Origin of the sequence: Chelatococcus sp. HY11, from assembly GCF_018398335.1 — a bacterium.
In the GTDB taxonomy this organism is placed as follows: domain Bacteria; phylum Pseudomonadota; class Alphaproteobacteria; order Rhizobiales; family Beijerinckiaceae; genus Chelatococcus.
This window is the reverse complement of record NZ_JAHBRX010000001.1, coordinates 3,794,555-3,806,258: the sequence shown is the minus strand read 5'-3', so window position 1 is coordinate 3,806,258 and position 11,704 is coordinate 3,794,555. Positions and strand designations below refer to the sequence as shown.

Annotated in this window: 9 protein-coding genes; 4 read left to right on the top strand and 5 right to left on the bottom strand. The window is 61.4% G+C overall.

Going from position 1 to position 11,704, the window contains the following annotated elements:
• Window positions 1–98: 98 nt before the first annotated feature.
• Window positions 99–1,922, bottom strand: a complete 1,824-nt coding sequence (locus KIO74_RS17295; RefSeq protein ID WP_213333024.1) for a glucan ABC transporter ATP-binding protein/ permease — start codon at window positions 1,920–1,922, stop codon at window positions 99–101.
• A 198-nt stretch (window positions 1,923–2,120) separates the two neighbouring features.
• Here KIO74_RS17295 and KIO74_RS17290 point away from each other — a divergent pair, with 198 nt between their 5' ends.
• The 3 genes from KIO74_RS17290 (at window position 2,121) to KIO74_RS17280 (ending at window position 6,016) form a co-directional block, all read left to right on the top strand.
• Window positions 2,121–4,523 (top strand): DUF3772 domain-containing protein, encoded by a 2,403-nt coding sequence (locus tag KIO74_RS17290; RefSeq protein WP_213333023.1) that lies wholly within the window; start codon window positions 2,121–2,123, stop codon window positions 4,521–4,523.
• A gap of 41 nt (window positions 4,524–4,564) precedes the next feature.
• Window positions 4,565–5,074, top strand: a complete 510-nt coding sequence (locus KIO74_RS17285; protein WP_213333022.1) for a CAP domain-containing protein — start codon at window positions 4,565–4,567, stop codon at window positions 5,072–5,074.
• A gap of 363 nt (window positions 5,075–5,437) precedes the next feature.
• The gene (locus KIO74_RS17280) at window positions 5,438–6,016 is read left to right on the top strand and encodes an HPF/RaiA family ribosome-associated protein (protein WP_213333021.1); all 579 of its coding nucleotides are present in this window, start codon (window positions 5,438–5,440) and stop codon (window positions 6,014–6,016) included.
• A gap of 145 nt (window positions 6,017–6,161) precedes the next feature.
• On the opposite strand, the gene KIO74_RS17275 is transcribed toward KIO74_RS17280, so the two are convergent.
• The 4 genes from KIO74_RS17275 to KIO74_RS17260 form a co-directional block, all read right to left on the bottom strand.
• On the bottom strand, window positions 6,162–7,211 hold the full coding sequence (locus KIO74_RS17275; protein WP_213333020.1) for an MBL fold metallo-hydrolase: 1,050 nt from the start codon (window positions 7,209–7,211) through the stop codon (window positions 6,162–6,164).
• A gap of 145 nt (window positions 7,212–7,356) precedes the next feature.
• Window positions 7,357–7,836, bottom strand: a complete 480-nt coding sequence (locus KIO74_RS17270) for a VOC family protein (protein WP_213333019.1) — start codon at window positions 7,834–7,836, stop codon at window positions 7,357–7,359.
• A 549-nt stretch (window positions 7,837–8,385) separates the two neighbouring features.
• Entirely contained in the window at window positions 8,386–9,015 is a 630-nt protein-coding gene (locus tag KIO74_RS17265) for a hypothetical protein (protein ID WP_213333018.1), read from the bottom strand.
• Window positions 9,015–9,671 (bottom strand): hypothetical protein, encoded by a 657-nt coding sequence (locus KIO74_RS17260; RefSeq protein ID WP_349629208.1) that lies wholly within the window; start codon window positions 9,669–9,671, stop codon window positions 9,015–9,017. Before KIO74_RS17260 ends, KIO74_RS17265 begins: the two co-directional genes overlap by 1 nt.
• Before the next feature lie 119 nt (window positions 9,672–9,790).
• On the opposite strand from KIO74_RS17260, the gene KIO74_RS17255 reads away from it, so the two are divergent.
• Window positions 9,791–11,491: an ABC transporter substrate-binding protein gene (locus KIO74_RS17255; RefSeq protein WP_213333017.1), complete on the top strand. Its 1,701-nt coding sequence runs from the start codon at window positions 9,791–9,793 to the stop codon at window positions 11,489–11,491.
• Window positions 11,492–11,704: the final 213 nt, after the last annotated feature.

Below are 11,704 nucleotides of genomic sequence, written 5' to 3'. Positions count from 1 at the left end.
TCTTCATAGCGATGGTCGCCGATGCAACCAACTGCCTGGAGCGCATGGCTGATGAGCATGGTGCGCGAGACAGATCCCAGGCTCGTCGCCGCCAGATGTCAGGTCTCCGCCAGCCCCGCGCCATCGGGCAGGGTGACAGGGCGGGCTTGCCTGGAAGCAGCCTCCTCCTCCGGCGCGGCGAGAAACTGCGCGCGGGCGAGAGCCGCAAAGACACCTCCCTTCGCGACGAGCTCGTCGAAAGTCCCGCCTTCGACGATACGGCCGGCATCGAGTACGAAGATGCGATCGGCATTGCGAACGGTCGCGAGTCTATGGGCGATGACGAAGGTCGTCCGCCCACGCATCACCTCGTCGAGCGCCGCCTGCAGCCTGCCTTCGGTCGTCGCGTCCAGCGCGCTGGTCGCTTCGTCGAGAATGAGGATCGGCGGATTTTTCAGAAGCGCGCGGGCGATCGAGAGGCGCTGACGCTCGCCGCCGGAAAGGGTGCGCCCGCGCTCGCCGACGAGCGTATAGATGCCATCGGGCTGCCGGGCGATGAAATCCGTGGCCTGGGCACGCTCCAGCGCCACCCGCAGCTCCTCGTCGGTCGCGTTCGGCTTGCCGACCCGCAAATTGTCCGCAATGGAGCGCGCGAACAGCATCGGCTCCTGAAAGACGACGCCGATGTTCCGTCGCAGAGACAGCAGCGTGAAATCGCGAATGTCTGTGCCATCGATCAGGATGCGCCCGGACTGCGGATCGAAAGCGCGATGGAGAAGTCCGAGCGTTGTCGACTTGCCTGAACCCGTGGAGCCGACGAGCGCGATCGTCTCGCCGGGTTTGACCTCAAAGGAGACATCCGCGAGGGCGGCGCGCTTGCCGTCGTAGGAAAAAGATACGTTGTCGAAAACGACGTTCCCCGTCAGCACGCCCGCGTCACGGGCCGTCGGACGGTCGGCCACCGTCGCAACCGTATCGGCAATCGAGAAGAACTCGCTGATCTTGGGCGCCTGCAGGAAGAGGAAATTGATATAGGACACGATCTGCTCGAGCCGGCCGATCAGCATCGTGGCAAGGCTCATGAACGCGACCACCTCGCCGAGCGTGGCAAGACCGTTGAGATTGAGCCAGGTGCCCGTCAGGAAGATGGACAGGACCGTCAGGGTGGCCGACGCCCGCGAGGCGACCGTCGCCAGCGCCCACCAGGACAGTACAGGCGTTTGCGCGGCGAGGAGCGCATCGATGGTCGACCGCAGAGCCCGCGCCTCCGCCTCGACGCGCGTGAAGCTCTGGATGACCGGCACATTGCCGAGCGCGTCAGAGGCATGCTCGGCCAGCGCCGAATGGTGACGCTCGACGGAGCCCTGCAAGGTTTCCGTACGCCGCAGCACGAAAGTCGTGACGGCGGCGAAGAAAAAGACGAGCACGAGAAGCAGGAGGCCGAGCCGCCAGTTCAGCATCATGGAGATGGGCAGGAGCGCGACAAGCACCACGAAGCCGGAGCACTGCTCACGGAAGAAAGAGAGCCAGACGGCGGCCATGCCGTTGGCGCCCTCCAGCATCACCTTCAGCATCCGGCCCGAATGAGTTGCCCCGTGGAACGCCAGCGGCAGCGTCAACGCATGCTCGAAGAACTGCGCCATCACAGCCAGGCGCCGCCTGTGCGACAGGCGATCCGCATGCAAGGCAACGAACACGCCGGCACCAATGCTAAAAAGTCCGAAGCCGACCCACGCCGCGGTATAGCGGCCGAGCAGGCCGATGTCCGGCGGCTGGCCGCTGCCCTGGGCATGCGAGAGCAGGTCGATGATGCGACCGAACAGCAGGGGCTCCGCGAACTGGGCGAGGGCAAGGGCGATATTCGCCACGATCAGCAAACCGCCGAGCCGGGCCTCGCCGCCCAGCGCAGACAGGACACGCAGATAGAGACGGGCAAGATTCATCGGAACCGAATTGCTGGCGAGTGTTTCTGAACACGCCAGTCACAACGCGCCGCGCACCACTGTCAAGCCGTGAGACAGGGTATCGGGAAAGGGATCGCGACCGAAATGGCCCCAAAGAGGCCTTGCCTTCGTCATCGAGGGCAGGCAACCCTGACATCACTCACGATAGATCCTGATGGTTCGCGGAGCCGTTCACGCATGCGCCTGTCCATTCTTCTTCGTTCAGTTCCGTGCCGGATCGCCGCCATCTTCCTGTGCCTTTTGGTGGTCGGGCTTGGCGGTCTGACGATGAATGGACCAGCGCTGGCGCAGACGCCGGCGCAATCCCAAAGCGCGGCGGGAGGCCAGGCTGAAAGTGCCCAATCCCGCCTCGACCAGGCGAAGCTGCAGCTCGACCAGATCGAGGCAACGCTAACCCGCCAGGATCTCTCGGACGACACATTGACGGGTCTGCGTGATTCCCTTGAGCCGATAGCGGTCACGATCAGCACGATTCAGGCGGAGCTGCGCCCGCGTGTGGATGCCCTGAAAGCCCGACTGGCGCAGCTCGGCCCGGCCCCTGAGGCGGTGGCGGGTGCGACGGCGCCGCCGATGGATGAAAACCGCGAGGAGCGCGATGCCCAAAAGGCCGGCCTCGCCCGGGCGGAAGGCCTGGTCGCCGCGGCCAACGCTCTGCAGGTCCAGGCCGCGCAGTTGCGGACCAGCATCTCGGACGCGCGCCGCACGCTTATCAGCGGCCGTATCCTGGCCAAGACCCCCGGCATCTTCAGCCCGGCGCTGTGGACCGATGCCCTCGCCGCCATGCCCTATGACATGCGTGCATTGCATAGGCTGGCACGCGACTGGGCGGGCATTTTCGCCGAACGCGTACAAGACGGGCGCATCGCGGCCCTCGTCCTGCCGCTCCTGGTCGGGATCGGCATGTTCGTCCTGCGGCAATGGCTGATACCTCACCTGACCCGCCGTGATCCTGAAGCCGTCGACGTTTCGCAACGCAAACGCGTCCTCGTCGCGATCGGCATCGCGCTGGGCCGCACGCTCACGGTCGCGATCACCCTTGCCCTGATGTATGTGGCGATGGACGGTATTGGCCTTCTGCCGGGCCGGATCAAGGATCTGGCGCAGGCTATTTTCCTGGCTCTCTCCCTGGTCGTCTGCGCGCGAGCCCTTGCAGACGCCTGTTTCGCGCCAAACCTGCCGTCCTGGCGCCTGTTCGGCATGCAGGAGACGACCGCACGCCAGCTCTTGACCTACGTCTCGACGATAGCCGGCCTGATGCTCGCTGAACGCGTGATCGAGGCGCTGCTCGTCGCCACAAGCGCCAGCCTTCCCAGCACGATCCTCGTCAAATGCCTGTATCTCGTCGCCGTCGTCCTCGTCACGCTGACGGCCCTGCACAGCCTGCGCAGCCCCGATGAGGACGAGGAATGCGCCCTTGGCCCCTATGTCGCGCCCAATCGCTCCGCGGGCATTTTCAAGATCGCGGGCTGGGCCGCGATCGCCGTTGTCACCCTGGCCGTCATTCTCGGCTACGTCGCGCTCGCGGGCTTCATCGTAGGGCAGCTCATGTGGGCGGCCCTTGTCGCCGCCGTCATCTATCTCGCGATACAACTCGTTGCGGTCACCATCGGAGCGATCCCGCGTGACAAGCGCATGGCCTCCGCCATTCACGCCAATATCGGGCTCAGCTACCGCTCACTGGAGCAGTTCAGCGTGCTGGCGGGCGGGCTAATCAACGTCACCCTGATCCTGCTCGGCTTCCTGCTTGTGCTAGCCCCGTTCGGCGTCGAATCCAACGACATCATTCCCGCGGCGCGCCAAGCACTCGTCGGCTTCACCATCGGCGAGGTGACCATATCGCTCTCGGCGATCATGATCGCCGTTCTGACCTTCATCGTGATTATCGCCGCCATCCGTGCCGTCCAGAGCTGGCTATCCGGCACTTTCCTGCCCACGACGGAGCTCGAATCCGGCATTCGCAACTCGATCACGACAGCGGTCGGCTACCTCGGCTTCTTCATCGCCGCGATGGTAGCCTTGTCGCAACTCGGCCTCAGCCTCGCGAATGTCGCGATCGTCGCCGGCGCGCTCAGTGTCGGTATCGGTCTTGGTCTCCAATCCATCGTCAACAACTTCGTGTCAGGCCTCATCCTGCTGTGGGAGCGCAGCATACGGGTGGGTGATTGGGTCGTGGTCGGCGCGGATCAGGGCCATGTACGGCGTATCAGCGTGCGCGCGACCGAAATCGAGACTTTCGACCGGGCGGCTGTCATCGTGCCGAACTCCAACCTGGTCTCCGGTGTCGTGAAGAACTGGGTCCACAACGGCCGCTCGGGCCGTTTCACTATCAAGGTCGGCGTGAGCTATACGGCCGACGCCGACGAGATCCGGGACCTGCTCCTGTCGCTCGCCGCAGGCCATGCCGAGGTTCTGCGTGACCCGCCGCCCCGCGTGTTCCTGACTGAATTCGGCGAGAAGGCCGTCAATTTCGATCTGCACGGCTTCGTCGCCGACGTGGCGACCAGCGGGCGGATCAAGAGCGAAATCAGCTTCAAGATCCTGCGCGAATTAAAAGCACGAGATGCACTGCCGCCGCGCTGATTGCAAGGGTGCATTAACGAATGGCGCCGAGGGTGATCCGTATGGTCCGATCCGCCTTCCCCGCCGCCGCCGCGGCCTGCGTTCTCGCCCTCCTCGCTGCCTGCAGCTCGGATGCGCCACGTCCATCGCCGCCCTCCCAGCCGGTGTTCTACCGGTCGCTGGCCTCGTCCTCCGCCAGTGTCGATCCGGCCACGGCTGCCGAAATGATCTCCGCCTACCGGGCCAACAAGGGGCTGCCACCGCTGACGGTTGACCCAGAACTCATCCAGAGCGCCCAGGCGGCCGCAAATGCCATGGCACGCGCCGATCGGCCCGCCTCCGGGGAAGCCCTCAGCAAGCAATTGGCGACACGGGGCCTGAGCTCGCCGGGGGTCAATCTGTCCGCCGGATACCACACCCTCGCGGAAGCCTTCTCGGGATGGCGGGATTCCCCGGCCCACAATCGTGTCATGCTGCTCCCGCGCGCGACGCGCCTCGGCATCGCGACTGCCTATGCGCCCGGCTCCAAGTACAAGGTCTATTGGGCGCTGATCGTTGCCGGGCCGCGCTGACAGCCGAAATGGCTGCGCCCCGGATGTCCCGGCAGGACAACCTCGAAGCGATGCCGGAACGTGGGGAGCGCAGCTGCATCGTGCCTGTTTGCGATGGTAAGAAGGTGCCTCACAAAACAGATTCTGAGACCTTTTTGCCATTCCCTGCACGTCGGGCGCATTGCGAATGGCCCATCAAAGCCTAAATGAATCAATGAGGGGGGATGAAACGAGGATAGTGAGAACCCTGCCCGTCGCTGGTGCCTTCCTGCACATTAATTCGATCACGCTCGGACATCTCGCCGGGTGGGAGGCTTTTCAGCTCTTGACGTACGGGCCGGTTGTGTAAGCTTTGACATGTAGACAGAACAGGGGATGCAGACCATGCAAACACCGCTGCAGATCACTTTCAAGGATACCGAGACGTCCGAGTCACTCGATCGGTTCATCCGCGAACGCGTTGATCGTCTGGAGCGTTTCCACCCCCACATTGTAGCCTGCCGTGTCGTGATTGAAGTGCCCCATCGTGGTTCGGGTAGCGGCAAGACCCCTCTCGCCATCAATCTCGAAGTCGATGTCCCCGGCCGCACGCTGGTTGCAAAGCGCAGCGATGAAATGAAAGAGATGAAGGAGGATCGCACCGCGATCGTCACGCGTGCTTTCGATGCCATCCGCCGGCAGCTCGAGGAAGACGCGCAGGTCCGGCGCAAGCACGTCAAAGCCCACGACACAGGCGCCGAAACCGGCAAGATCGCCCGGCTCTTTCCGGATCGGGACTACGGCTTTGTCGAGGTCGTCGGCAGCCCGCAGCTCTATTTCAGCCGCAACGCGGTCACATCAGGCGCGTTTGAGGACCTGGAAGTCGGCATGATGGTGCATATCACCCGCGCGACGGGCGAAGGCCCCATGGGCCCACAAGCCAGCAGCGTGCGCCGCTTCGTCGGTGAGACCGCCCCCGCCTGATCCATTTTAGGGATGGGTAATCGCATGACTCGGTGGCGCCCTTAGTGGCGCCACTTTCATGACGGGCGTCTTCCTTACGCGGGGTTTGGCGCATGTTTCAGCCCGACTTGCCCGCCGCCCGTGAACGGCCCGCGCGGAGAGCTCTTTAGCGGGCGTTCAGCAAGAATCTTTCGCTGTCGGCCTCAACGATCCGAACCAGATCGCCGCGATGGACCAGGTAGTTCACATGGGCATGGGCCTCGCTGAATGCGAAGCTCCATTGATGCGGGTCCAGCGGTCGCGGGAACATCACCGGGACAATCTCAGCCACGGAACGCGCGTCCACGGCGCAAGCCGCGGCGATCATTTCACATCGCGCGGCGTGGTGATCCGCGATCTGGCGACAGCGCGTCTGAAGGCCGACGAAGGGCAGTTGGTGGCCGGGCAGCACCAGGGCCTCGGGATCAATCTGATCCGCGAGCTCAGTCAGCGAGCGCAGATAAAGGCCCAGAGGATCGCCTTCCGGATCGATAGCAGACACGCTGACATTCGGCGTGATCCGCGCCATCACCTGGTCGGCAGCCAGGAGAATGCGCTCGGCCTTGCAATAGAGCATCAGCTGCTCGGCCGCATGCCCATTGCCGTCGATCACGTCGAATGTGCGCTCGCCAAAGCGCAGTTGATCGCCCGCCACGCAACGCCGGAAACTCAGCGGCAAGCTATCGACCATGCCGAGATAGGCATGGCCCTGGGTCACGACGAGCGCGACCGTGTCCGGATCCATCCCGTGGCGCAGATAGAAATCCCGATAGAAATCCGCGTCGAGCGAGTTGGGGTCGAGCGCGATGTTGCGCGACATCAGATAGGTCGTGCCGCTGCATAGAAGCGGGATTTGAAAACGCTCGACCAGCCAACCGGCGAGCCCGATGTGATCGGGATGGAAATGCGTGACGAAGAGGCGAGTCAGCTTTTGTCCCGCCAGGGGACCGGCCATCAGGCCCTCCCACGCCGCACGCGAGGTCGCGTCGCCGATGCCCGCATCGATGACCGCCCAGCCCTCACCATCCGCGATCAGATAGATATTGACGTGGTTCAGGCGGAAAGGCAGCGGCAAGCGCACCCAGAGAAGACCGGGAGCGACTTCGACGACCTCACCAGAGGCTGGTGGCTCTGCAAAGGGAACGCTTAGTCCTTCATAATTCGCCGGATGGGTCAAGGCATCACTCAATCGATAAACAGCCGTGGTACTGGCCGTGATACTCCCTTGCAACCAGACGCTGCAACACCTTGTCCATTAAGGAGCGACGACGCGTCGCGTTGGACACGCCACATCACCCGATGGAGCGCGCGATCTCGAATCCTCAGCCGCGCCGCGCCGCCTCGATGGCCGCGACGTCGATTTTCGTCATATCCATCATGGCCTCGAAGGCGCGCTTGGCTTCCTCACCGCCAGCGGCGAGAGCGTCCGTCAGCACACGCGGCGTTATCTGCCAGGAGATGCCCCATTTATCCTTGCACCATCCACACGCGCTTTCCTGGCCGCCATTGGAGACGATGGCATTCCAATACCGATCCGTCTCTTCCTGATCGTCCGTAGCGATCTGGAACGAAAAGGCCTCGTTATGTTTGAACGCAGGACCTCCGTTGAGGCCGAGGCAGGGGATGCCCGCGACGGTGAAGTCAACCGTCAGCACATCGCCCGCCTTCCCGGATGGAAAGTCGCTGGGCGCACGGTGAACGGCACCGACCGAACTGTCCGGGAACGTCTCGGCGTAGAAGCGGGCCGCATTCTCAGCGTCCTTGTCGAACCACAAACAGATCGTGTTCTTGGCAACTGCCATAGCGTATCCTTTCCCACCTCAAGCCAACACCAGCCCGATTTCCGACGCGCGCGATGATGCCGTCAGCCCCAATGACGCACAACCCTGGAACGCGCGTGGACGACAAGACGTTCCGCCGAATGGGCCGGAAGGCCTCTGCGGAGTGGAGGCTTATTCGATAGCACAAGCCAGCGCTCGATTTATAGTTGATCATAACAAAATATATACACTCAAATGGCAATATATCTACTATATTCGATCTGTTAAAGCATTCCGATTCGTGAAATTCGCAATTCGTAGATATACATTACGAACAATACATATCAATCACATCATGATTTTCATAATTCACTCAAAAAAAAATCCACTTTCAACGATGGGTATAAAACACAAATATACTTGTTTCTTCCGTAAATAGATTTGGACAATGACCGCGACACCAAGGCCCCGCGCCGGACGTAAATGGAGACAGGGACCTTGCGCGCCCAACGCGCGGGGTCCCTGACGAGGCTCCGCTCCTTTCAACATCCGGCCAGCCGTGAGCCTTCACGAGCGCATGCTCTTGAAGGCTCACTCGACTTTTGACGCGGCTTGGCGCGCGGCATGATCGCGCATCCAGGGCAGGAAGCCTTTCAGGAAGCGTGTCGTGGCAGGCATGAAGTGCGAGCCATGATGGAAAAGCGGATCGAGGCTGGTGATGATGAGACGGCCGTTGGTGCTCACGTCATCCACGTAGAGGATCGGCTTGCCGGCTTCGTTGACGGCCAACGCCGTGACGCCTTCCGGCGGATCAAACCAGCCGTGCAGGTGCCAGGTCAGATCCTCCTCGGGCAGGTAGCGGAAAAGGGAGTGATCGGCATTCGCGGCCCGCACGCCGAGATCCGCGCCCGGCGTGAGCCACCACCACCAGTTGGTCGGCTGCGGGGTGAAACGGACGCCTGGGAGATAGAGCTCGCTATGATTCTCACCCGTCGAGATGATCGTCCCGCCCTCATCGAGATGGCGCAGCAAGAGATCCTTGTAGGGAAGCATCCTATCGGCGGGGGTGCGGCAAGGGATGAAAAGAACGTCGTACCGCCGCAGCTCCGCCCAAGTAAGGTCCTCAGGCCGAACCAGCGCGTCGAAATATTGCGCGAAGGGAGGGCTCTCGAGACTTTGAATGTGATAATAAGTGCCAGGATGGATAGCCAGGACGCGCATCAGTTCAATTTCCCCCCAGCCCACCTGACAGCCCGGTCGAGTAAACTCGCTTTCAGGTCGGGATCATCTCCACAGCCCCAGAACTCGTTGCCACTGTGTGAGAAGATCTCGCCGCCGCGCGGCCTCGCCCAGACCCAATCCACCGCAACCTTGTCGGGACCAATTCCGTTGATTGCCACCGCGCCCTCCGGCATCGGATTGTGGCCGCGCCCGTAAAAGCCTGCGACACCACGGTTTTCCTCAAGCTTCTTCTGGTCGATGCCAAGAAAGATGGGATGTGAATTCAGGCGGATCTGGTCAAGATCCACCCGCCGCTGACTTGGAAGCGGCACATAGTTGCGCAGCCCTTCGACCAGCGGCCTCATGAGATGGCCGTTGAAAATCCAACGCCCGCCGCGATCCAGGAAGTCCTCGACCGCGTCGCGAAAGCGTAAAAATCCGATCTGATCCAGGTGCGTGGTGGTAATAAGCCCGGTCGCTTCCCGAAAATGGCCTTCCGTGAGCTGCAATTCGCGGACCGGCAGCACCTCCTGAGCCTGGATTTGAAGTCCCATAGGACTATTTCCTTCATTATAATAATTATAATGAGACTGTACAAGAAGTACGCCCATAATTTGTGATGCCTCGTCGATCGCGAAAGCGTTAGTTTTTAACATTTCTTAGATGTCATCTTTCCTTGACGGATGCAATACATAACGATAAGTCAGCAGCGCTCCGCTGGCTTCGCGAGCCCGTCAAATTTTGGACGCGCATTCCTCTCGAAAAGGTTCCGGACATGGCAGTTCTCACGCGCCTTGCAACCGCCACGGCTGTTTGCGCCCTCATGGCCACAGCGGCGCCTGTCGTCGCCCATGATGGTGCCCACGTGACGGCCGACCAGAAGCACACCGCGGCCGGAATTTTGAGCGCGACCAATAACGAAGGACCCAAGAAAGCCAAGCATCTGCGCATTGGCATCTGGAACACCGCGGGCAACATCACGACCTACACGATCGGCAACTCCTGGAATGACTGGGTGCTGTATCTGAGCCTCGACAAGCTGCTCGAGCCTTCACCTTATCTCAGCAAAGGCCGCAGCTGGCTGGCCACCGAGGTTGTTCCGGTGACGGCCGACGGACGAGTGTGGGAAGCCGAGATCCGGCAGGGCGTGAAGTTCCACGACGGGAGCGAACTGACCGTCGATGATGTTGTCTTCACATATGAATACTATCGCGACGGGCCAGCCAATCGCTGGACGCACCATGTTTCGGACGTTCCGCGTGTCGACAAGATCGAGAAGATCAGTCCGACCCGCATACGCTTCACGAGCGAACGGCCCATGCCTAACTTCGACCTTGTAACAGCGCCGGAACTGCCCATTCTGCAGAAGAAGCAGTGGGAAAACATCAAGGATCCGCGCACGCTCACCGATCCGGCCATCGGCACCGGTCCCTACAAGCTGGTCGACTACAAGGCGGATGAATACTACCACTATGTCGCCCATGATCAATATTGGGCGGGCAAACCGGTGGTCGATGAACTGACCCTCGTCATGATCAAGGACCCCCAGACGATGTTCGCCGCGCTGAAGTCAGGCGAGATCGACGGCGCTGCACGCGCCATGCCGCCCGAGCTGGTGGAGCAATGGCGGAACGACCTAAGCATAGAGATCGCTCAGGCGCCCAGCCTCTGGGGGACCTGGATGCAGATGAACCTCGATCTGCCCGTCTTCAACAATCGCGACTTGCGCTATGCCTTGTCGCTTGCCATTCAGCCGGACGAGATGGTCGATCGCATCATGCTGGGCCGGGCCCAATCCGGCAAGCATGGCTGGCCGCATCTCGACAGCACCTGGACGAAGCCGGGCCTTACCGTGCCCTACGACGCCGAGCTCGCCAAGAAGGGCCTCGACAGCCAGGGCTTCGTCGACAAGGACAAGGACGGCTTCCGCGATCTACCTGATGGCAAGCCCATCGATTGGCGCATCCTCGTGTCGACAAACCAGCCTCTGCACGTGCGGGCCGCCGAGTTGATGGTGAAGCAATTCGCCAACGTGGGGTTCAAGTCCCATGTCGAGGCTGTCGATGCCGCGACTTTCGCCAATCTCTCGAATTCCGGCAATTATGATTTCTCGATCTCGGAAATCACGCCGCATGGATTGGCCGATCAGGACCAGTACATGCAGTTCTACTCGTCCTCGCAGATGAAAAAACTGCTGGAAAGCGAGCCGGAGCGGCTCGCCCTCTACAACAAGTGGTGGGATGCCGATACGCGTGACAAGCGCAAGGACGTCAGCTTCGAACTCCAGGAATATGAAGTGAAGTACCCGAGCCGTTTCATGCTCTGGTATCCGGATGGTCTCTTTGCTTATCGCTGGCAGTCCTATGACAACTATGCTTCGTCATCGGGATACGGGATATTTCACAAGTATTCATTTCTGCCCGAGGCTGGCCGCATCGGCACGACTGCGCCGCTCGACGCCCAGTTCCAGCACTAAGCCCAGTCGACATTCACGAATTGCCCAAGAGGTACCATGGTCATCACTGGGCTTGTTCCCGAAATCGGTTTACCCGATGCCGGCTAGTCATCAGGAACTCGCGAACACCCGAGTTCCGTAACGACGATTGGAAAGGCTTCTGGGACTCATTGATGGAGATGGTCGAGACAAGCCGGCCGTGGAAACAAAGTCTCTACAATTCCTGAGAGCTCC

Coding starts and splice junctions, on each gene's coding strand:
- KIO74_RS17295 (WP_213333024.1), bottom strand. CDS start 1,922: ATGAATCTTGCCCGTCTCTATCTGCGTGTCCTGTCTGCGCTGGGCGGC.
- KIO74_RS17290 (WP_213333023.1), top strand. CDS start 2,121: ATGCGCCTGTCCATTCTTCTTCGTTCAGTTCCGTGCCGGATCGCCGCC.
- KIO74_RS17285 (WP_213333022.1), top strand. CDS start 4,565: ATGGTCCGATCCGCCTTCCCCGCCGCCGCCGCGGCCTGCGTTCTCGCC.
- KIO74_RS17280 (WP_213333021.1), top strand. CDS start 5,438: ATGCAAACACCGCTGCAGATCACTTTCAAGGATACCGAGACGTCCGAG.
- KIO74_RS17270 (WP_213333019.1), bottom strand. CDS start 7,836: ATGGCAGTTGCCAAGAACACGATCTGTTTGTGGTTCGACAAGGACGCT.
- KIO74_RS17265 (WP_213333018.1), bottom strand. CDS start 9,015: ATGCGCGTCCTGGCTATCCATCCTGGCACTTATTATCACATTCAAAGT.
- KIO74_RS17260 (WP_349629208.1), bottom strand. CDS start 9,671: ATGTTAAAAACTAACGCTTTCGCGATCGACGAGGCATCACAAATTATG.
- KIO74_RS17255 (WP_213333017.1), top strand. CDS start 9,791: ATGGCAGTTCTCACGCGCCTTGCAACCGCCACGGCTGTTTGCGCCCTC.